Origin of the sequence: Butyrivibrio fibrisolvens, from assembly GCF_023206215.1 — a bacterium.
GTDB lineage: Bacteria > Bacillota > Clostridia > Lachnospirales > Lachnospiraceae > Butyrivibrio > Butyrivibrio fibrisolvens_C.
The window spans coordinates 118,953-141,873 of the sequence record NZ_CP065800.1; the positions used below are offsets into that span (position 1 = coordinate 118,953).

The window sequence follows — 22,921 nt, forward strand, 5'->3', positions numbered from 1 at the left end:
TATGTACTATCTGCACCCTGTAAAGGCTTTGGGGATGCTGACTGGTCCAAGTCGTAGTATAGGTATATTATTAATCGCCTAGAAGCTCCATGGCTTCATTAACATAGCGCATGGCATTTTCTTTAAAGTGAGCTTTTTGAGAAGGAGATACTTTTTTGACTACCTTGGCTGGTACGCCCATTACAAGGCTGTCATCGGGAATGACTGTGTTCTCTGTAACAAGTGCTCCTGCGCCTATGATGCAGTTCTTGCCTATATGGCAGCCGTTCATTATAGTTGCATGCATGCCTATAAGACTATAATCATCAACATATGATCCGTGGACTATAGCACTATGGCCTACTGTTACATATTTACCTATTGTAACAGGAAGGCCTTTTTCTTCATGTATGACTGCATTGTCCTGTATATTAGACCCTTCACCTATAGTTATGGTATCTCTATCTGCTCTTATGGTTGCATGATTCCATACGCTGCACATAGGCCCTATGGTCACATCTCCTATTACATCAGCAGAACTAGCTATATAAGCTCTTTTATCTATCACAGGTTCTTTCATTCAAGTGCCCCTTTCACGCAAATAACTATGTAACAATATATACATCAATTACATACATATATATTATAATGGCATATTAGTTATAATGATTACTTTTTGAAAATAAACTTCCATCCTTATTACACACCGCTAGATTAGAGAATATATTTAAGCTTCAATCTTTTCACTTGGACAATGCAGTATCACCAAAGGATTTTCAGGGACGGGCAGTATATAAATCATTGCCACACTTTTTACTCGTTTTATAAAATTCATGAGCGTGATAGATGAAGTTTTTTATTCTGCCAGGGGTCCGCATGTCTGAGCGTCAGCGAGTTTCGGACCCCAGAATAAAAAACTCCAGATATCATGCCATGAATTTATAAAGCGAGTAATAGTGTGGCAATGATTTATATACTGCCCGTCCCTGAAAATCCTTTGGTGATACTGCATTGTCCTGGCGAAAATTATGAATCAAAACAAAAAAGCTGCTGCCTCATATTGGCAACAGCTTTGCATTACACGTAATCACATAAGTTTGTTGAGTTCATCAAGATTAGCGCCTGCAGCTTCAGTAGCCTTCTTATTCTCGGCCTGAATCTGTGCATATACTTCCTGACGATAGATCGGAATTTCTTTTGGAGCTGCGATTCCGAGCTTAACCTGATCTCCGCGAATCTCGAGAACGGTGATCTCTATATTGTTGTTGACGATAATTGCTTCGTTCTTTTTTCTGGATAAAGCTAACATATGACGTCCCTCCATGACCTCTGACTTTTTTCTTGATGTATAATTGTCCTCATGTCTTGAGTAAGATTATTAATTACTCTTCCCATACCCGCTTAATCTTAACACGGGCAGACTTTGTGTGCAATGATTATTTTTACACAGTAAATCAAAAAAGTCAGATATCCTGTATTTTAGGCCTTTTTCTCATTATTATCTTTCATCTTCTTGAGAATGTCATATATCGGATATTTGATCTGATATTTATCATCGTCAAGTATAACCTGACAGCCCTTACGAGTGTCGGCGTTAATGATAAAAGGTCCCTTAAGATTAGCAGTCATCTTAGTAAGATCATGCGGAACTGTTAATGTTACAAGAACAAGCATATTATCATCAGTGATAGGCTTTACATCCTCAAGCACGTCATCTTCAACTTCAGGATTATAATCTTCCTGAACATGAAGCGGATCCATCACAGGCATTGCAAATGCAGGTTCATCCAATGATTGAAGCCACTGAATATTATGACTTCCCTTATCCTTGTCATACATAAGTGAAAACCTGTTAAGATCAGGAAATCCAATGATTCCATTTGGAAAAACAATTATCTTGTCATCCGCAATTTCAATCTCACCAAAAATCTTAGTTGCAATTTTCATGCTATCCTCCACATAGTATCACTTAGCACCAAAACATGTTTATTAATTCAATACAAAAATACTAATCCAAAACATTTTTCGGATTGTTTAGTGATATTCATAACCCTAAAATGCATGTTTCATCATTATCAGTACTGGTCATTATATAGATTTATATTCTGCCTGACATGGTGAGGACTTCGCGGACACGGCACCGCCCGGGTGGCTAGGCCAAGATTATTATATATAGTTCATCAGCGATTCCTTCATTATCTTGCTTGTTGCCATAAGTGATGACTGATATATAAGCTCTGCTGTTGAGAGGTTGGTTGCTGTCTCAGCAAGATCGATATCTTCGTTATTGCTCTGAAGAGTCTTAAAAGTTGTCAGCTGGTTTTTAAGTCTGTCCTGTGTCATAGAAAGTCGGCTTGATCTGGTACCATTTTCTGTAACCGCAACATTGGCTTTATCAAGTGCAGCCTGCATCGAAGTGATCTTCTTGCCAAACATATCCTTTAATTCTTCCTTCATGTAGTCATACGACTTCTGGGAAGCAGCGATTTCTCTCTTGATACTTGCAATCGCATTTTCATCTGTTGTTACAGATAGAGTACTGTTCATAGTACCCATCATAGTCTTGATATTCTTCATCTGATCAACAAGTCTTCTTATGTCCTGAACATCCCTTTTTACAGTTGTAGTGAAGACTTCATCTGCGGTTGTATTAACTTCTATAGTCTGTCCGTATCCTACGTCATACTGCATGATATGACTTGAATTGCCGCCATTATAGACTACTGTCACGCCGTCATCTATGTTGGTGCACTTCATAAGATTTTCAGGTCTTGTATCGCCGGAGAGCCAGGATGACTTATCATACAATACGTTTATATTATTGGCATTGGTTATATCAGTAAGAGATTCAAGTTTTTCTTTAAGCTTTGCTGACAGCAGGATCTCTCCTGTATAAGCATTAAGGCAGAAGCACTCATTCTCAGTATCTTTTTCCAGTGCTACATATATATCGTCAATAATATCTTCTGTAGTAGTTGAGTCTATAACCTTGGGAAGACTTGGTGCATTTAAGACACCCGGCTTTATAACTGTCTCGCAGTAGGAGCTGTATACACTTCCGTTAGAAGATAAGTTTACAACATTGATACTCTCTCCTGAATCTATAAGAGAGCTTTCGTTGCTTATCTGATATGTGCCGTCAGTATTGACTGTCATAGAGTATGCATTACCTGCAAGGTCATATACATCAACTTCATAAGGGGCATCCGATGCACCTGTAAGAGGGACCTGAATGGTTGTCTGATCACCGTTAATAGTAAAATTGAAGGTAGAGAGCGCTGCATCTGCAACAGTAGCTGTAATATCATACGCCTTGACTTCACCATTGTGATCTACTGTAAAAAGACTTGTACCTGACTGTGAGTTTACTGCCTTTATAGTATAGCCTTCGTCAGCTTCCGGTGTGATGGAATATGTAGTAGTCGATCCATTGGATTCTGTAACTGTTGTAGACTGAAGTATGCTGACCTGAGCCTTCCTCGGGCTTCCTGCTGCATCTGTATAGCTTATCATAAGGTCTGTTCCATTGATATCTACATCTATATCAGTTGCTGTAGCAACGCCGTTTTGATTAAGGGTCATTGAGAAAGGTCCAAAAGATGAATTCTCACCCTTTATGGTATATCCATAATCATCATTTCTTGAAGCAGTATATGTTGTCACAGAACCATCAGCTTCTGTGACTGTTACAGCATTATCCTTATAAGTCGAAATATTAACTTTACGAGTTATTCCGTCCCTGTCTTTAAAAGCAAGATATACAGTATCTTCATCTGATGATGTTGACAAAATAGATGTAGCAGGAACTGTAAAATTCTCACGATATCTTACAGACACGTTACCTGTATCAGGATCGATATTGTCATATGAAAGTCGTATACGACCTACATATGAAGCAGACATATCACTTTCTGCAGGATATGATGTATCACTAGCTCCAAGACTATATGCTCCTATTACCCTTTGAGATGTATCTATATTATTTTCATTAAATTCATCGTGAAGCTTTATATACTGTGTACTCTCATCATCCTTAAATGTAAGTGACTGCTGGGTTCTGTATCCTGTGAAAATATATCTCCCGGCATAATCTTCATTACCTGTAGAATAATACTCATCAGAAAGAGCACTCATCTCTGTAAGGATAGTGTCTATATCATCAAGTGTCTCGTACTGGTTTACACCCTTATTGCACTGCTGGATCATAGATGTCAGTACATCTGTGATAGTAGAAAGGGCATCTTCAGTTACGCTCAGCCAGCTTTCTGCATCATTTGCATTCTTCTCATAATACTGGGACAGTTCTGTAACATTGCTGCGAAGGCGAAGCGCTCTTATTGCAATAACAGGATCATCAGATGGTCTTGTAAGCTTCTTGCCTGTAGCTATCTGAGTATTAAGATCATCCTCTGCCACCTTATTATTATTGATATTATAGATTGAGTTATTGTGCATTATCTTGTTAGTAATTCGCATATAAAACCTCCACGAATGGAGTTAATTTCACGAAGTGAAATTAATCTCCCTATTACGGAAATAAATATCACCATGTGATATTTATTTCCCGGAGTTAAAATCACGCAGTGATTTTAATCTCCCTTATACCCCAGTATTTAGTATCAGCTGATCGTACATCTCTGTCAGTGTCTGTACCACTTTCGAGCTTAGCGTATAAGCATTCTGGAACTTTACAAGGTTAGCTGCTTCTTCATCTTCGTCAACGCCCGATGTTGATAGCCTCTGATTTCCGATCGTATTTCTAAGACCCGAATATGTTTTTTCCATAGTATCTGCATTACTTGTATTAAGCGATGCATCAGCCAGTATCTTATCAAGGAACTCTCCTGAAGTTGCTCCTCTGAATATCTCTTTGGAATTGAACATGTTACCAAGCTTTTTGATATTACCAAACTCATCATCACCTTCTGTGATATCAGCCTTGGTTGCAAGAATATTGGCATTGTGTTCCATTGCCGAATATACTGCAAAGTTATCAGCTGTAAGATAGTAATATCCGTAGTTGGTCGTAGTCAGTTCTTCGAATGTATACTGGGCAGGTGATGTATTACTGGATACTGTTCTGTCACCTGTTAGCATGTAGCATCCATCTTCTCCTGTTGATGTGTATCCTGTAGTAGTTATGTTATTGACTTCTCTTGCGAAGTTCCTGATCCACTCATTCATCTGAGCCTGATAATACGGAACACCCTGATAGTCTATAGACTTTCCGATATTGACTGTATCATAAGTTCTTGACTGAAGTCTGGAAAAATCTACTGCGCGTCCTGTCTCATCATCAGTGTCATCCAGGGTAAATGTATAATTACTGTCTCCATCATAGGTCCAGCCTGTATATTCATAGCTTCTTGCACCAATCTGGATCACACCCTGAGCAGGGAGTGTACACTGTGCCATATCCTTAAGATAATCATTTGATACAGATACTGTCATAGTATGAGTAAGAGGATTCCAGGCACCGCTTGTACCGTTGAAGAATTTCTGATTATTGCCATCTCTCATCTGAAGAAGGCCGTATAACTTGCCGCCTATATTGGCATTATCCAGATCAAAGTTAGATATGAACTTGCCGCTTCCTTCTTCATAGTTACTTCTTGCAACCTTAATGTTATAAAGACCTGTAATATCGTTTTGGTTTATGGATTCATCTTCATCTCTGGCAACGCACACAAGCTTGTTATAGCTATAGGTATCTACAAGGCACTGACCGCCTGCGACCCAGATCTCATATCTTGTGGCACCGGTATCTCTTTCAGGATCATTTTCATCTATAACATCAGTCTCTCTGACATTGACAGATATATATTCAGAAAGATGATCTATAAGAAGATCTCTTGTATCTCGAAGATCATTGGCAGTAGTTCCTGTCATCTCGACGATATTGATCTGCTCATTAAGACTTGCAACTTCTTCTGCTATAGAGTTAATAGCATCACAGGTGGATTTTATCTCCAGATTGATATCATTTTGAAGATTCTGAAGATTTATGGACATTGTATTGAAGTAATCTGTGATAGCTGTCATGGAAGCTACATATGTAGCCTTGGTTGTTGTAGTTCCTGCGGCAGTCATTACTGACTGAAGATTGGCCTGCATTCTTGAAAAAAGAGTTGAAAAGCCCGTCTCTCCATTGTCGTCAAGATACTGCTCTACAAGGCTTTGATAGTAATTTTTCTGAGAATACTCACCGTAGAGCTTTTCATTGTCACGGTATCTTCTGTCATAGAATTCGTCTCTTATTCTCTCTATAGCTACCGTATCAACGCCTGCTCCGGCGCAGCCGTATGTGGTAAATACCCTAAGAGCATCAGCAGCTTCCTGATCAACCTTCTGCCTTGAATATCCATCAGTATTGGTATTCGATATGTTATTGGCTGTCGTATTCATTGCCGCATTTGCTGCCCTTAGGCCTGATGCTGCAATATTAAGTCCGAAAAATTGAGATGGCATATTATAAATCTCCTTAAATCAGCTACCAAGAGATGTAACTACATGTTCAAGCATCTCACTTACTACATTGATAAATCTGCTTGCTGCATTGTAAGCATTCTGAAACTCTATCATGAATTCCAGCTCTTCATCACTTGATACTCCTACTATCTGCTCTCTTGCTGAAGAGATAGTATTAACTGTGATGGTCTGATTCTCAGAAAGAGCTTTATTGATACTTCCCGTATTGGCAACCTGAGATACAAGAGCGCTGTAATATTCCATGAGGTCTATCTGGGTAGCTACATTGGGATTAAGCTTGTAACGTGGATCTGTAAATACTTCTTTTAATGCTGTTGCAGCAGCAGTATCTTCTTCTCCCTCGATGGTTACGAAAGTATTCTGGGTTGGCGTCTGAAGGAGTTTTTCATTAACCTCGGTATTAACGATAGTAAAACCTGTAAGGTTATTGCCTGCCTTATGAAAATCATCAATATCATAGATAAGGGCATCGTCATCATCTATCATGTTGAACATCACATAATCTGCAGGATTAGCCTTGCCCTTGCCATCTCTTAGGTTCTGAAGTGTAGCAGGATTGCTGGCTGCATTCTCATACACATCATTGATGGCTGTTACTATGTTATTGAACATCTGGTCGAATTCTGCTTCTATATTCATTACAACTGACTGAGCTATATTCTTGTTATAATAAACTCCGGTCTCATCATCTGTAATATCATGATAGGTCGCATTGTGGTCACCCCTTGCAAGGAGTGTGGATCTTAGCTGTCCAACATCAGTATTGAGCTGAGTTGATACAGTTCTTGTGAGGTCGTATACATGAGCTCCGCTTATGTCAAGAACAGTATTCCCTTCTTCATCTTCATATTTTTTGGCTGCATATTCCCAATAAACTGTATTGTAGTTACATGGGCTTTCTTCAATGTCACATCCAAGGTGATGTACATTATCAGAAAGAACAAACTGTGTTCCTTCGAAGTTAACAAGAACATTTCCAAAAATATCTTCTTCGTAAGTTATATTTCCAAGTTCTCCAAGTCTGTCAAGAAGACTGTTTCTGGCATCACGAAGATCGTTGGCATGCTCTACATAACCTGATTCTATGGCTACGATCTTCTGATTAAGTTCTCTTATTCCATCACCTATATCATTTATTTCATCAACAAGTTTTTTGACCTGACTGTTGAGATTCTCCTGATATTCTACGAACCCTTTGTAAACCGCTTTTGCACTTTCAACAAATTCTGAACACCTGTTCACGAAAGCAGCCTGGTTTACTGCGCTGGTGGGATCTTTTGCAAGCTCCTGCACCTGCTGCCATAGATTATTAAGATTGTCTACAAATTCAGCACCGTTCATCTCCTGAAGAAGATCTTCCATCTGTTCAAGTGTTTCATAAGATATGTCATAAAACTCGCTACGTCCGCTTTCAAGTCTGTAAGAAGCATCAAGGAATACGCTCCTGACCTGCTTACAGTTAACATATGCAACACCAAGACCTGTCTGTTTATGGGATATGGCAGGTTTTATATCTATAAGCTGATATTTTCTGTCACCTTGTGATACCTGCTGACGTGTATAGCCTTCTGTACCGATATTCGCAAGGTTATGTGCTGTTGTATTAAGAGCATTCTGTGAAGTTTGAAGGCCGGATACACCGACATAAAGGTTTGCCATTAACATAGGTCTTATCTCCAGTTAATCTTCTTTGACTTTGGTAAAAAAAAGCAGACACACCGAAGTGTTGTCTGCTTTTGTGAACTACCGAGTGAAACGTCCGGCACTGATCACATTAAGTGGTGGTCACTGCCTGGCATCGAATCTGCCCGAGTTTGTTCCTATAAGGGAACCCATGGTTCCTGCTGTTTTGTCATAATTAGCGGTTTCAGGAGCACTGCCTGCCTGTTGCAGGATGTTCATTTCGAACTGAACCATTTCAAGAGACCCTTCTAGAAGTTCCTGATTCTGGCTGTTAACAATCCTGACATGTTGTGAGATACTCTTAAGCTTATCTCTTACCTGTGCCAGTTGTTTTTGCTCCGATGGCCGTTTATCCAGCATACGAACCAATTCGGTCAGTTTCAATGTCTTGACATCCTTGTTCAATACATTAGCAATATCCGTCATTACTTCGACCCTGCGCTTTTCCAGCTTCTGGATCTTACCAACGGCGATCTGCTCCTCATCCGTGATTTGCGAAAGTTTCTCGAGATCTCCGGCTGCAATTACCGGTGTCTTCTTACTCGATAATCCCAAAAGCTCGTCATATGCTGTACATTCCTGATTCAAAACCTCTATCAGATCTTCCATCAGACTAGCCATGGGGTTATCTCCTTACGCTTTTTTAATCTTTATGCAAATTCTGCAAGCATCTTATCAGCAAAATCATCTGCGCTGACATCGTATGTGCCGTTTTGTACCTGCTGTTTTAGAGGAGCAACGATGTCTTCTCTAATGTCAGGTGCATTCTTCACTGCCTGCTTAGCAACCTGGATATCTTTACCTAATGAAGAAATCTGGACATTATCTGTCTTTGTTGCCTTCTCGGTCTTTCCAGTGTGCTGTACCTTTTTTGTGTTATAAACCTGTTGTATCTGGTTGTAAGCTTCAATACGCATTGCTTTCTCCTTTCTGGGGAGTTCTTTTGGACCTCATTGTGTGCCTGGCTTTGCGCCCGGCCGGTAGCTCGCTGACCTCCTTGTCTCCAACGCGAACCCTACTTCTATTTCTACTACATTTATCGGTCGAACCCCAATTAACTTTAGACTGTGAAGGTATTATTTTAGTGCATTTAGGCAAGTTTGTTACATTTGAACATTTCCGCGCTGGATTACGGTCCCTAAATACTACACTTTTAATAGCCTTCGGTTTCCTCCCTATTCAAACCATAGGGAAACGCTACATTTTCGTGATCGTTTCCTTGCTATTTTTGTCTTATAGGCTATACGTTCGCCGATTACGGCTAATCCTCCTTTCCCCTTGATACTGCATAACCTCCTCCTTTAGGAAATATTATTTCCCTGATAAAAAAGATATCTTTTTCATCAACGATCATGCAGTACGTTCTCTTTCTTTGAACTGACGCTTCTTTTCATAAAGCTCTATATCTGCACGGCGAAGGAGCTTTTTGATAGAACGATTGTTCTGTTCATTGCGCACCCAGCCGATGGATATACTAAGATTGTATGGCTTTTTAAGCCTATGATTCTCAACAGCCAGAGTCATATGGATATAATCACACAGATGCTCTGCATCAAGATCAGATTCTGTCTCCATTACAACTATAAACTCATCTCCGCCGTATCTGGCTATAAATGGTCTTCCGGGGACACCTCCGCAGGCTTTCTTAAGACAGGAAGCTACAGCGATAAGAGCCCGATCACCTTCTACATGTCCGTAGGTATCATTGATAGACTTGAATCTGTTCATATCCATCATCAGGATACAGATTCTCCCCCTCATAGGAGTCGAAAGTTTGTACCACAGATATCCTGTAAGCTCATTTCGGTTATTAAGCCTGGTAAGAGGATCAAGTGATATAAGCTCATTCTGATTATCGTTATAAAGTGCCACCATGTATAAAAGGAGTGTTGCTATTGTAAGTGACTGCGTCTTATCAATATAAGCTATAATACCCAGAACCGCAGATGGAATAAGACATACTCCGTCTTCCAGAATTTTCTTCAAAGTCCTGTTTCGCAGGTGTATTTCTATATCCAGAAAACTGTAGGCATAGACTATCATATACACCGCTATTACCGCAAACACCACAATATACAGTCCACTAAATGCCTTATCAAGTATCCTGAAAAAGGCTTTATCCGCATCTTCAAAAAAATGACCTATCAGATCTGTTCCCAGGAGAAAAAGGCATAGAATCAGAATCTTTAGGTAGTTTCTTGCTTTTCTTTTGTTGGAGTGATTTCTTTTGATATTAGCCAGAATCATCGCAGACAGTCCTATTCCGAACAGACGGAATATGACATAATAATAATTCTCTTCCATACCGGTTTTCACCCTTCCCGCCGGCAGGATCCTCCTGATCCCAGTCCCCCGGCATAGTCCGACTGCAATCAGATGCTTTTGTCATGTAACAGTCTGTATTCGAACTCTTACTGCCACTTATTATCAGCAACTGATATTACCCTTTTTACAGTCGTTCCATAAAACCCCTATACAGAAAGATTATCGGATGATTTTGAAAATACTTAACCCCTTTTTGAAATTTTTTAAAAAATAAAGCTTCCTACTTTAAAAGCAGGAAGCCTATATTAAAAATCCCAAAAATCATTACTGAGCTTTGCCCATATTATCAGATTCACCCTGAGTCATCTCAAAGTCTACACCTGTTGGATTAGGAAGCTCATCTTCGAACTTGTAGTCCTTGCCCGGAAGTACTGCATTAAGAAGGATACCTACAAGTGAACCTGTTGCAAGACCTGAAAGTGATACTCCGCCAAAAGGAAGCGGAAGTGATCCTGCTGATGAATAGCTGATTCCGATTGTAAGAACCATGATCATAGCAGCTACAAGTACGTTTCTACTCTTAGAGAAATCTACATGTGTCTCAACAAGGTTTCTGATACCAACTGCAGAGATCATACCATACAGAACAAGTGAGATACCACCTATTGTGCCGCTTGGCATTGTCTCGATGATAGCTGCAAACTTAGGGCAAAAGCTCATAAGTACAGCAAATCCAGCTGCAATTCTTATTACAAGCGGATCATAAACCTTAGTAAGAGTAAGAACTCCTGTGTTCTCTCCATAAGTTGTATTGGCAGGGGCTCCGAAAAGTGATGCAATAGTTGTAGCAAGACCGTCACCTATAAGTGTTCTGTGAAGCCCAGGATCCTTGATATAATTGCGACCTGTTGTTGATGATATAGCTGAGATATCACCGATATGCTCCATCATAGTAGCAAACGCGATCGGTACGATAGTGATAACTGCTGTGATAAGAACGCCTGAATCAAAGCCCTTAGCAAAGAGTGAAAATACTGTATTGTCAAAATGAACAGGGAAGCCAATCCATGCAGCACTTGCAACCTGTGAATAGTCGATCATCTCAACTCCAAGAGCATCCATTATAGCTGATACAAGATATGAACCGAGAACTCCCAAAAGGATAGGAACTATTCTTACAAGACCTTTACCCCAGATATTGCAGCAGATAACTATTGCAATAGCTGTTATAGCAGGGATCCAGTTCCAGTTATCAGCACAGTTGTTAATAGCAGATGGGGCAAGATTAAGACCAATAGCAATGATGATAGGACCTGTAACAACAGGAGGGAAGAACTTCATGACTCTTCCTGCACCAAAAGTCCTAAAGAGAAATGCAAGAACTAAATATAAAAGACCGGAAACAGCAACACCAAAACATGCGTACGGAAGTAACTCTTTATTAGAAGAACCATCGCTAAGAAGCGGTGCTACTGCGGCATAACCACCAAGGAAAGCAAATGAAGAACCAAGAAAAGCAGGAACCTTACGTCCTGTAATAAGATGAAAAAGAAGTGTACCAAGACCTGCAAATAGAAGTGTTGTCGATACATCAAGACCGGTAATAATAGGAACAAGAACTGTTGCTCCGAACATCGCGAACATGTGCTGAATTCCCAGAACCAGCATTCGCCCGGTTCCCAGCGTACGAGCGTCATAGATGGGCTCGTCAAAGGTTTTGGTATTTTTACCCATATTTATCCTCCCTATATTTGTTGAATAATGTTTGACTACTTGTTCAAACTCAAATATATTATAACGGACATTTTTATAATTTCAACTTAAATTTTATCAAGTTTACTTCCCACTTTGCCGGTGACATATCCGAGAAAATCTCGCCAAGGCAAACAGAATATATCACCAGCAAAGTGGGAAGTTTTTTTAAAAAAATCCGAGCAGATTCAAAACTATCGAACCTGCCCGGATCTCTATCTTTCTTATACTATTAGTTGTTATTCTTAATATCAGTCAGTATCAGGAATATGCCAGATCCACGTGCTGTATGATGCCTGCCTGTCCGTCTTCATGAAGGAATACACCCGATGATCTTACTACGCCATTAATGCCGCTGCTTAACATATCTTTAGAATATGTAGAAAACTCTGTTCCGACTTCGCCAAGGTATATAGCTCCTACGTCTGCTTCTTTCAATGTTAGAAGTTCATCTCTTCCGCTATCATCTTTGATCCAGACTTTAAGGGCTGCCCAGGTATTCTCGTCATTTTCATCTATCCAGCCGTTATGATCCTCGTCAAGCTCGCGAAGTTCGCCAAAGCCGTCACCTGTCGCTGCTCCAAACAGTTCGCTTCCATCACCTATTACGCCGTCGCCGTTTCTATCCATTGCCAGAAATCCTGAGCCCTGCCCCGGCATCTTGACGTTCTCCTTCTTGCCATCAAAGTCTAGGTCAAAATAAAACGACTGATCTGATATCTCACTGACATCGTTTCCTACATGTATTACCAAAGGATCCATTAAAAATCCCTGCATAGCTCCAAGATTAAGCTCAGAATAGCTTATAAACTCTCTGGACATTCCAAAGTTAACATCAAAATCTATGATCCTTCCATCTTCTGTTACTGCTCTTCCTGCAGCACTAAACTCGGTAGCTTCTGCTTCATAGCTTGTAAGAGAATACGAGCTTGCACTTCTAAAAAGCCCCGCATTGCCATCAGATATCGCATTTAACTGATTAGATATATTTCTGGAAAAAGAATCCCAGCCTTTCCCGCCAAGATTCTGGACGAGCTGAAGTATGATCCTAAGAAGATGAACATGGATCATATCCATTGAACTAAGATTATCCTCCTTAGTTTTGACTATAGGATCTTTAACTTCAATGTCATGATAAGCTCCCGGATTCATATAACGTCCTGAATTGTCCACGTCTAAAAGCTTCTTATCTTCGTCAGACCTTACATACGTATCCCTGATCTTTTCAGCTTTTTCCTCCTTACTCGTCAGATTAAGACCTGATGATAGTCCAAAGGGCTTCATCACATCCTGAGATCTGTAAGTAGTATGCTCATGCTTACTACTTAGTTCAATACTACTTGCTGCAATTCTCATAATAACGCCTCATGTCTTTCCGGAGGTGCTTTACAAGGATGTAATAAGCGCATTCTCAGAAGTACAAGGATGTACTTCTATGCACCATTTACAGGGATGTAATAAGCGCATTCTCAGAAGTACAGGGATGTACTTCTATGCGCCATTTACAAGGATGTAATAAGCGCATTCTTAGAAGTACAGGGATGTGCTTTCTAATTGAACGCATCAAAAAAGCGCCTCCACAAAAATTTAAGTTACAATCTTCCGTGAAAGACGCTATCCTTAGCTTCTGGAACTCCGTCCCGTCAAAGATACCCGTTGATGTCCTTAGTAAAAATTATTACCACAACAACAATTCGAATACTGTAACATAATTCCATCGTTACATATCTTATATCGGAACTGCCCAATTTTTTTTTATATTCGTTATGACCAAAAAATCCCTACCAAATACAGCCAGACTGCCTAATAATATCAGATCTGTCCGCGAAGGATCTTCTCTGCATTCTCGACACGCTCTTTAGAAGGAGCCGGAGTACCTTCAAGTGTATACTTGATTCCAAGTTCCTTGAACTTATATACGCCAAGATTATGATAAGGCAGAACTTCAATCTTCTGGACATTACCAAGTGTCTCGATGAAGGCTCTTGTCTTTCTAAGTGCTTCATCATCATCTGTGATACCTGGAACCAGCACGTGTCTGATCCAGATAGGCTTATTAATATCAGAGAGATATCTCATTCCATCAAGGATATTAGCATTATCATTGGCTGTAAGATCCTTATGAGCCTCGGGGTCAATATGCTTGATATCTACAAGAAGGAGGTCTGTAACCTTCATGAGCTCTTCAAATTTAGAAAAGAAAGGCTCCTGTCTTGTAAATGGCTGAAGAGCTGTATCAATGCAAGTATTGATTCCACGCTTTTTGGCCTTAGTAAAAAGCTCTAAAAGAAAATCTATCTGTAAAAGAGCCTCTCCACCGCTTACTGTTATGCCGCCATCATTGCCCCAATAAGTCTTGTAGCGCTCTGCCTTGTCTAAGAGCTCATCTGCATCAAGAAACTGTGTGTCTTCACGCTTTGGTGCCCATGTATCAACATTGTGGCAGTATCTGCATCTCATATTGCAGCCCTGAAGGAAAATAATATATCTAATGCCCGGACCATCTACAGATCCAAATGTTTCAATTGAATGTACTGCGCCTTTCATTTAGTCTCCTTTGTACTCAAACTTCCCACTTAATCAGTGAAAATAAATTATACCGCATCCTATTCCCAAATCAAGTGGGAACCTTCAGTTTTTAAAAAAGGACTGCAAAGATATTATGTTTCCTTGCAGTCCTTTTCTTATAAGCTTACGCTCTTAAAGTCTATTATAACGACACATTAGAGTGATTCGTGACATGTACGAGCAATAACGTCGAGCTGCTGCTCCTTTGTCAGGTTGATGAACTTAACAGCATAACCTGATACACGAATTGTGAAGTTAGCATACTCAGGCTTTTCAGGATGCTCCATAGCGTCGATGAGCTTGTCCTTACCGAATACGTTAACGTTGAGGTGGTGAGCACCCTGCTCGAAGTATCCATCAAGAACACCAACAAGCTTCTTAGCTCTCTCCTCATCATCATGTCCAAGAGCTGAAGGGTTCATTGTCTGAGTATTAGAAATACCGTCAAGTGACCACTCATAAGGAACCTTTGCAACTGAGTTAAGAGATGCAAGAAGTCCGTTCTGCTCAGCACCGTAAGATGGTGATGCTCCAGGAGCGAATGATGTGTAAGCTGCTCTTCCGTCAGGTGTAGCACCTGTTGCCTTACCATAAACAACGTTAGATGTGATAGTAAGGATAGAAGTTGTAGGCTCAGAATCACGATATGTGTGGTGCTTTCTGATCTTTGTCATGAATGACTTAAGAAGATCTACACCAATCTGGTCTGCTCTGTCATCATCGTTACCATACTTAGGGAAGTCGCCTTCTACCTTGTAGTCGATAACAAGACCGTTCTCATCACGGATTGTCTTAACCTTAGCATACTTGATAGCTGAAAGTGAATCGATAACGTGTGAGAAACCAGCAATACCTGTAGCAAATGTACGACGTACATCTGTATCGATAAGAGCCATTTCAGCTGCTTCATAGTAGTACTTGTCGTGCATGTACTGGATGAGGTTGAGGATATTTACATAAAGACCTGCAAGCCAGTCAAGCATCTTGTCATATTTAGCCATAACTTCGTCGAAGTCAAGGTACTCAGATGTGATAGGTGCATAAGCAGGACCTACCTGCATGTGCTTACCGTTCTTATCTGTGAACTTCTCATCAACACCGCCGTTGATAGCGTACAGAAGAGCCTTAGCAAGGTTAGCACGAGCTCCGAAGAACTGCATCTCCTTACCTGTCTGTGTAGCTGATACGCAGCAGCAGATTGAGTAGTCATCGCCCCAGATAGGACGCATAACATCATCGTTCTCATACTGGATAGAAGATGTTACAACTGAAATGTGAGCTGCATACTTCTTGAAGTTCTCAGGAAGTCTCTTGGAGTAAAGAACTGTAAGGTTCGGCTCCGGAGCAGGTCCCATGTTCTCAAGAGTATGAAGGAAACGATAGTCATTCTTTGTAACCATGTGACGTCCGTCTCCGCCAAGTCCACCAACTTCAAGAGTAGCCCATACAGGGTCACCAGAGAAGAGGTTGTTGTATGAAGGGATACGAGCAAACTTAACCATACGAAGCTTCATTGTGAAGTGGTCGATAAGTTCCTGTGCCTGCTCCTCTGTAAGAGTTCCCTCTTCGAGATCACGGTTGATGTAGATATCAAGGAATGTTGATACACGGCCAACTGACATAGCAGCACCATTCTGAGTCTTGATAGCTGCAAGGTAACCGAAGTATAACCACTGAACAGCTTCCTTAGCGTTCTTAGCAGGCTGTGAAATATCATAACCGTAAGAAGCAGCCATAGCCTTCATGCCCTTAAGAGCACGAACCTGCTCAGAGATCTCTTCTCTCTGACGGATAACGTTATCTGTCATTGTACCATCGCCGCAGTTGTCAAAATCTTCCATCTTCTTAGCGATGAGGTGATCAATACCGTAAAGAGCAACTCTTCTGTAGTCGCCTACGATACGTCCACGACCATATGTATCCGGAAGACCTGTTACGATGTGGCTGTGACGAGCAGCTCTCATCTCAGGTGTATAAGCATCAAATACAGCCTGGTTGTGTGTCTTGTGATACTCTGTGAAGATCTTGTGGAATTTAGGATTTACTTCAAAACCATATGTTGAAGCAGCTTCCTCTGCCATCTTGATTCCACCGAATGGCATGAATGCTCTCTTAAGAGGCTTATCTGTCTGAAGACCTACGATCTGCTCAAGATCCTTAGTCTGCTCATCGATGTAGCCAGGGCCATAAGCGGTAAGACTAGAAACTACTTCTGTCTCACACTCAAGAACGCCACCGTTCTCACGTTCTTTCTTCTGAAGCTCCTGAAGCTTGCCCCATAATGTATCTGTAGCCTGAGTCGGTCCTGCAAGGAAAGACTCGTCGCCATCATACTGGGTGTAGTTGTTCTGGATGAAGTCACGTACATTGATATCTCCAATCCAGTGTGTTCCTTTGAAACTTCTCCATTCTTCTCGCATAAAGGTACTCCTTCTAGTGCCGTCATGCATGGAAATTTCCATGCTGAATTATTTGTTATATTTTTAACCAACGGCGTGATTTTAACATGTTTGTTATTTACATGTCAATCAAGAACATAGACAACATTTTACTGTTTTTTTATATTTTTCTGCTGTTTTGCACAAAGATTTTTAAACATTTACTCAAATCCTTGTATTTATGAGTTTTTCCTTTAATTCTTTTACAATTTTTTTATACAATTTCGTTATGTTTTTATGATATTCTGTAAATTATTACTTCTATATTTTTAATCTTGAACAAAACAGCTTCTGTATGATTTTGTATAATAGTTAGAAATAGTTAATCGTACATCATCAGTGCATTTTATACAAAATATAGTCTTGTTATCGTATTTTTATAAACGTTATATGGCTTTTATGCCATTTCCGCTTATTATCTAAGAAACTCTTTTACAATGCCTCCATATAAAAAAATCCCCCAAACAAGACCGTGGATATAATATCTCCAAAGCCCTATCTGAGGAATCGTTATATTCTGACAATTCATAACTAAAACATCCCACTTGAATGGACCGGCATCCCCAAAGTCTTTACAAGGGCATGCAGTCTACTCAAGTGGGATGTTTCTAATCTAATTCACATTGATCATTACATATTCAGATCTTGTGCCTGTTTTAAAATCAAGAGCCCAGTCTGATATTCCTGAGGTTACTATGAAATCTGTATCGCTGATTCTCTCATATCCATACGTCCTGTCATTGACTCCTGTAAGTTCGCCTACATATTTAATGGCAAGAAGCTGTCCTCCATGAGTATGACCCGATACTACAAGGTCCGATGCGCTAGCACTTTCATTCTCATAATCTGTAGGCTCATGATCCAGTACTATTATGTACTTATCATCGCTCACATCCTGTAACAGGTCATCAATATCAAGTCTTGGCTCTGTAATATAGTCTTTCCTGCCTGCAATACATATATTATCAATAGTTACGATCTCATCTTCCAGAATCTGTACATTATTTTTGATAAGCTCATCTTCAAGATCCTGTGCGGTAAAATCTCTGCCACCAAATGTATGCTTGTCATGATTGCCATATACGAAGAACACACCATATCTAAGATCAAGCGTTCCCAAAGCTTCACATGCTCTGACCATATCTGCCCGCACAGAGTCATTGTCAACGAAGTCTCCTGCTATAAGGAGCATATCAGGAGATGCCTGTTCTATCTCTTCAAGCCAAGCAGCAAATCCCTCTCCGTCAAAAGTGGTTCCAAGATGAGAGTCTGCGATAAGCGCAATATGAAGATCCTGTATATCCTTGTCCGTTTTTAGGTTATAATCAGTCCTCCATACGTTGTGGCACATATAATATGCCCCCGACAGATAGACGATGGATACTGCTATTGCAAGCCACCCTTGAAGATATACCTTAGATCTGCCAGTAGATACGCTACTACTCTTAGTACCGTGTACCTTATCTACAATTCTTACTATAAGACCTGATATCAGGAAAAAGAATATCACGTATATAAGAATAGTTATAGCATTAACCATCCCCATGAAGGCTGCAAATCCCGCAAAACACAATATAACAACAAGCGTAGCATTGAGCTTTTGCTGCCACTTCCTGTCAAATCTTGTAAAAGCTCTAAATCTACTGACTGCATTAATAAGATAAACAGCACCTACAATACTGATAACTATAGTAACAATAAATATCGCAAACCACATGTAAACAGCTCCATTTCAAAGTCATTTACTATTTTCATTATTTCCATTTTTTTCATCAATATCATCATTTACATCATTAGACTTACTGGGCGCAGGCTCATCTTTTTTATCGGCATCACCTGTTTTATCAAAAAGATCATCATTAGTGATCTTCATCATATCTTCCGGCTTAAGGTCTTCTATCCCTGCAATCCTTGATGCCTGATTAGTTATGATCTCCTCGAAGAGATTTCGTATCTCACGGGCATTAGCAAAGTTACCGTTAGAGGCAAGCTTTCTCTGGGAGATAAGCTCCTTGACATGCTGCTTGGTATCATCTTCTATGACATAGTCATATTTCTTGCAGTTCATATCGAATATATCCATAAGCTCATCTATTGTATAATCAGGGAACTCGATATATTTATTGAACCTGCTCTTAAGACCCGGGTTGGAGTTTATGAATTTCTCCATAGGCTCTGTATAGCCTGCAACAATGACAACAAGATCATCTCTGTGATCTTCCATTGCCTTAAGTATAGTATCTATAGCTTCCTGGCCGAAGGCGTCATCTTTTTGTGACAGAGCATAGGCTTCATCTATAAACAAGACTCCGCCCATAGCCTTCTTGATAAGCTCCTGAGTCTTAATAGCAGTCTGACCTACATATCCTGCTACAAGTCCGGAACGGTCTGTCTCAACAAGCTGGCCCTTAGACAGAACACCGATATTCTTATATAGTTTTGATATAATACGGGCAACAGTAGTCTTACCAGTTCCGGGATTACCTGTAAAAACAAGATGGAGAGATACAGGAACTGATTTAAGACCGGCATCTTTTCTTGTCTTCTGGATCTTAACGAAGTTAGTAAGTTCCTTGACATCTGATTTTATAGTATCAAGACCTATAAGCTTATCAAGAGTCTCCATTGGATCTTCTTCAGGCTCTTTGGGCTCTTCGTTCTTAACATCCGCTTCTTCTGAATCAGAAACCTTGTCCTTGGTAGCAGGCCTTACCCCATTAGCACTGGCTTCATTTACTTTGGTATTGAATTCATTAAGTGCGTTCTTTGCATCCGCAAGAGGATCCTCAGTACCAGAAGAAATGTTCATTCCTCCCTGAGTCTTTACGGGCGAAGAATCTAATCTGCTATCAAAAGAGCTTTTCGATCCTGTATTACTCCCACTTCCAAAAAAATCCCCGTACAGCCCCCCAAGCATACCGCTTTGCGTATTCTGAATCTTATTCAAAACATCTTCCAATTTTTCTCTTTCCCTTTTATCCATTTATTCATACCTCTTTTGGCTTATTATCTTTTGATAATACCATAAATCTTCACAGTCGTGAACAAACGCTGCCCCTTGCAATTACCTATTAAGGCACAATAGCAAGAGGCAGATTAAATTTAAATATTTGTTATGGATTACAATTTTGACAAGGATCATATCCTTGATTTATAAGATCTTCTCTACTTCCAGTAAATGTCATCTTATTGGATTCCTTCATTTTCTTCACAGAAGGACATGTAGGTAGATGGAATTTTTTCGTGTTGATATTAACAATATACGTTGCTCCAGAGTCTGTCTGAGTAGTAGCTGAGTTATCTTCTACTACTGGTGTTTGCCTTGTAGTCGTATCAGAAGCTGTTTCTCCCACGCCTGGAGTCCAAACAGCTGCAAGTTCATTTTTTGATACTGCCACGGATATATTCGTTCCATCACTGGATATAACTATGTCTCCCTGCAGGTCTGTCCTATATAATGCACTATTATACTGTTGCAGTAATTCGAGTGCTTCTGCATGCGGATGCCCATAACTGTTTCCTACTCCACATGAAATAACAGTTACACTAGGTGATACTGCTTTGATGAATGCGTAAGAAGCCCCGTTAGAGCTTCCATGATGTGCAGCTTTGAGTACATCAACATTCAGCAAATCATATTCATTCCACATAAGAAGCTGCTGCTCTTCCTGTTCGGCATCGCCAGAAAACAGAAATGAATTTTGTCCATAATCGATACGTAGTACCAATGATATATCGTTAGGATCCATTGATGGCTCAACATCTGTAGGTCCGAGAACAGTAATAATTGCATTACCTAAAGGATACATACTCCCAACTTCAGGAACAATAATACTTTTCCCTTGCTTCTCAACTGCTTTGACATATTTATTAAATGATGAGTTGTCATATGTTGTCACTGGAGCAAAAGCAGTCCCAACTTTAGCGTAAGCAAGTGCTCCAGGAAGGCCTCCCGCATGGTCCGCATGAGGATGAGTACAAACAACATAATCTAGCTGATTTATATTTTGGGATTTCAGAATACTGTATAGTTTTTGTGACTGATCTGATGTTCCGCCATCAATAAGCATCGAATGACCATCACATGTTATCAGCGAAGAATCACCTTGACCGACATCAATAAAGGTAGCTGTAAAACCACTAGTATCCGAAGAAGCTGCCATGGCATTTATATCGTTAAACGATGCTCCGGAGTTCAAGGATATAAATACAACTAGTAATAACAATACAAATGCAGATAATATTAAAAAAAGAAAAGACCATTTTTTATGTCTTACCATATTCTTTCCTCAACATTTTAATGGCAATGTTTACATGGTTCAAACCCACACGCCTCTGCTGTGTCAACGGTTGTACATATTGGATCATCCATACCCGAGCAAGTTGACTTAGTATGATACTTTGTCCCACCATTTCTTGGAACCCAGCAAACATCTCCAGTCGTTGGTCCCATTTGTAACACTTCTAGTGCATTAGCACTTTCTGTTCCATTTGCAACGGTAGAACTATCAGGTTGCTGTGCTGCTGCCGCTTCTTCTGCTGCTTGCTGAGCTGCCGCTTCTTCTGCTGCTTTTTGTTCTGCAACCGTTTTCTCCGCATCTGAATTGGCTTTCGTTTCCGTGGTTGCACTTTCAGTAGTAGAGCCAGTTGAAGCAACAGATGTAGTTTTCGTACTCTTTGCAGTTGTTACAGTTGAAGATGCTGTAGACTTCTTATTCTTATCAGCTGATTCTACAGATTTTTCTTCAATAGAGCTATTTGATGATGTCTCAATTGATGCATCTGTTGATGCCTCAGCTACTACTATATCTTCTTCAGATGCTTCTACGGTTGAAACATCTGCCATCGACCTGTCGACACTCTCTACAGATGCCTCAGAAACGGCAGCCGTGGACATTGCTTTGTCAGCATTATTTGTTTTTGTTGCTGCTGGTGACAATCCCAGAAAAACATTTGCAGCAAGCCATATTACGGCAACACCGGTTATCTTGTGTGATTTTTTCAAATTAGGCAACTTTGGAAAAATGTACTTTGAGCTCAAAGGTGAAATCAAAATGCCAACGATAACAAAAAGAATCGCTCCTATTATGCCAAGCCCGCCGTTTATTAATGATCCCAAAGCCATAAACCACATTACTGCTGCCATTATCCATCTTAGAATTTTTAAAATTATAGTCATAGAGATACCCCTTATATTTTTAGTATAAAACCATAATATCACTTTCCAAAATTATAAAAAGGCTGATAGCAGAAGAATAACAAGTTGTATTTTGCTTTTTTAGTAGATAAATGCACTATAATTTGATATGTGTTTTCAAAAACGACTATGTATTCATAAAAAGCTGCTATGCGAACAATAAAAAGGACGAAGCACAGGTAATATTGCTATATTTCAAGAAATAAAAACGCCGCCCCTTGCAGCTGCCTCTAATGCGCAGATGTAAAGAGGGGAATTATTTAGCAACTTAAACTTCGCACTTGGACGGTGCAGTATCACTGAAGGCTTTGCAGGAACAGGCAGTATATAGATAATTGCCATGCTTTTTAATCGTTTTATTAAATTCATGAGCGTGATAGATGGAGATTTCCATTCTGCCCGGGGTCCACATGTCTGAGCGAAGCGAGTTTGGACCCCAGAATGGGAATTTCCAGATATCATGCCATGAATTATAAAACGATTAACAGCATGGCAATTATCTATATACTGCCTGTTACTGCAAAGCCTTCAGTGATACTGCACCGTCCAA

18 protein-coding genes are annotated in these 22,921 nt (G+C 40.1%); all 18 read right to left on the reverse strand.

Annotation, left to right across the window (positions count from 1 at the left end; all coding sequences use genetic code 11):
• Positions 1 to 70: 70 nt before the first annotated feature.
• The 18 genes from I7804_RS00480 to I7804_RS00565 all read right to left on the reverse strand — a co-directional run bounded on the left by I7804_RS00480 (position 71) and on the right by I7804_RS00565 (position 22,713).
• Positions 71 to 559, reverse strand: coding sequence for a gamma carbonic anhydrase family protein (locus I7804_RS00480; RefSeq protein ID WP_248404364.1), 489 nt, complete (start codon positions 557 to 559; stop codon positions 71 to 73).
• A gap of 507 nt (positions 560 to 1,066) precedes the next feature.
• Entirely contained in the window at positions 1,067 to 1,288 is a 222-nt protein-coding gene (csrA, locus tag I7804_RS00485) for a carbon storage regulator CsrA (RefSeq protein ID WP_022753687.1), read from the reverse strand.
• A 170-nt stretch (positions 1,289 to 1,458) separates the two neighbouring features.
• Positions 1,459 to 1,926 carry a flagellar assembly protein FliW gene (fliW, locus tag I7804_RS00490; protein ID WP_022753688.1) on the reverse strand — a complete coding sequence of 156 codons (468 nt, stop codon included), beginning with the start codon at positions 1,924 to 1,926 and terminating at the stop codon, positions 1,459 to 1,461.
• A gap of 219 nt (positions 1,927 to 2,145) precedes the next feature.
• Positions 2,146 to 4,455, reverse strand: a complete 2,310-nt coding sequence (locus I7804_RS00495) for a flagellin (RefSeq protein ID WP_248404365.1) — start codon at positions 4,453 to 4,455, stop codon at positions 2,146 to 2,148.
• A 123-nt stretch (positions 4,456 to 4,578) separates the two neighbouring features.
• Positions 4,579 to 6,447, reverse strand: a complete 1,869-nt coding sequence (flgK, locus tag I7804_RS00500; RefSeq protein WP_248404366.1) for a flagellar hook-associated protein FlgK — start codon at positions 6,445 to 6,447, stop codon at positions 4,579 to 4,581.
• 18 nt (positions 6,448 to 6,465) lie between these two features.
• Positions 6,466 to 8,133, reverse strand: coding sequence for a flagellar hook-associated protein FlgK (gene flgK / locus I7804_RS00505; RefSeq protein WP_022753691.1), 1,668 nt, complete (start codon positions 8,131 to 8,133; stop codon positions 6,466 to 6,468).
• Between the two features lie 120 nt (positions 8,134 to 8,253).
• Positions 8,254 to 8,772, reverse strand: a complete 519-nt coding sequence (locus I7804_RS00510; protein ID WP_242829804.1) for a flagellar protein FlgN — start codon at positions 8,770 to 8,772, stop codon at positions 8,254 to 8,256.
• A 29-nt stretch (positions 8,773 to 8,801) separates the two neighbouring features.
• Positions 8,802 to 9,068, reverse strand: coding sequence for a flagellar biosynthesis anti-sigma factor FlgM (gene flgM / locus I7804_RS00515; protein ID WP_022753693.1), 267 nt, complete (start codon positions 9,066 to 9,068; stop codon positions 8,802 to 8,804).
• Between the two features lie 433 nt (positions 9,069 to 9,501).
• Positions 9,502 to 10,455, reverse strand: a complete 954-nt coding sequence (locus tag I7804_RS00520; RefSeq protein ID WP_092044571.1) for a GGDEF domain-containing protein — start codon at positions 10,453 to 10,455, stop codon at positions 9,502 to 9,504.
• Between the two features lie 285 nt (positions 10,456 to 10,740).
• The gene (locus I7804_RS00525) at positions 10,741 to 12,150 is read right to left on the reverse strand and encodes a uracil-xanthine permease family protein (RefSeq protein WP_022753696.1); all 1,410 of its coding nucleotides are present in this window, start codon (positions 12,148 to 12,150) and stop codon (positions 10,741 to 10,743) included.
• A gap of 279 nt (positions 12,151 to 12,429) precedes the next feature.
• Positions 12,430 to 13,524, reverse strand: coding sequence for a hypothetical protein (locus tag I7804_RS00530; RefSeq protein WP_248404367.1), 1,095 nt, complete (start codon positions 13,522 to 13,524; stop codon positions 12,430 to 12,432).
• A 456-nt stretch (positions 13,525 to 13,980) separates the two neighbouring features.
• The gene (pflA, locus tag I7804_RS00535) at positions 13,981 to 14,715 is read right to left on the reverse strand and encodes a pyruvate formate-lyase-activating protein (RefSeq protein WP_110072679.1); all 735 of its coding nucleotides are present in this window, start codon (positions 14,713 to 14,715) and stop codon (positions 13,981 to 13,983) included.
• 176 nt (positions 14,716 to 14,891) lie between these two features.
• Positions 14,892 to 17,156, reverse strand: coding sequence for a formate C-acetyltransferase (gene pflB, locus I7804_RS00540; RefSeq protein WP_248404368.1), 2,265 nt, complete (start codon positions 17,154 to 17,156; stop codon positions 14,892 to 14,894).
• A 631-nt stretch (positions 17,157 to 17,787) separates the two neighbouring features.
• On the reverse strand, positions 17,788 to 18,891 hold the full coding sequence (locus tag I7804_RS00545; RefSeq protein ID WP_248404369.1) for a metallophosphoesterase: 1,104 nt from the start codon (positions 18,889 to 18,891) through the stop codon (positions 17,788 to 17,790).
• A 21-nt stretch (positions 18,892 to 18,912) separates the two neighbouring features.
• On the reverse strand, positions 18,913 to 20,157 hold the full coding sequence (locus I7804_RS00550) for an AAA family ATPase (protein WP_248404370.1): 1,245 nt from the start codon (positions 20,155 to 20,157) through the stop codon (positions 18,913 to 18,915).
• A 130-nt stretch (positions 20,158 to 20,287) separates the two neighbouring features.
• Positions 20,288 to 21,454 (reverse strand): ComEC/Rec2 family competence protein, encoded by a 1,167-nt coding sequence (locus I7804_RS00555; RefSeq protein ID WP_248404371.1) that lies wholly within the window; start codon positions 21,452 to 21,454, stop codon positions 20,288 to 20,290.
• Positions 21,455 to 21,471: 17 nt separating this feature from the next.
• Positions 21,472 to 22,353 carry a hypothetical protein gene (locus I7804_RS00560; protein WP_248404381.1) on the reverse strand — a complete coding sequence of 294 codons (882 nt, stop codon included), beginning with the start codon at positions 22,351 to 22,353 and terminating at the stop codon, positions 21,472 to 21,474.
• A gap of 213 nt (positions 22,354 to 22,566) precedes the next feature.
• A complete protein-coding gene (locus tag I7804_RS00565) occupies positions 22,567 to 22,713 on the reverse strand; it encodes a hypothetical protein (protein WP_248404383.1) in 147 nt (48 codons plus the stop codon).
• Between the last annotated feature and the right edge of the window lie 208 nt (positions 22,714 to 22,921).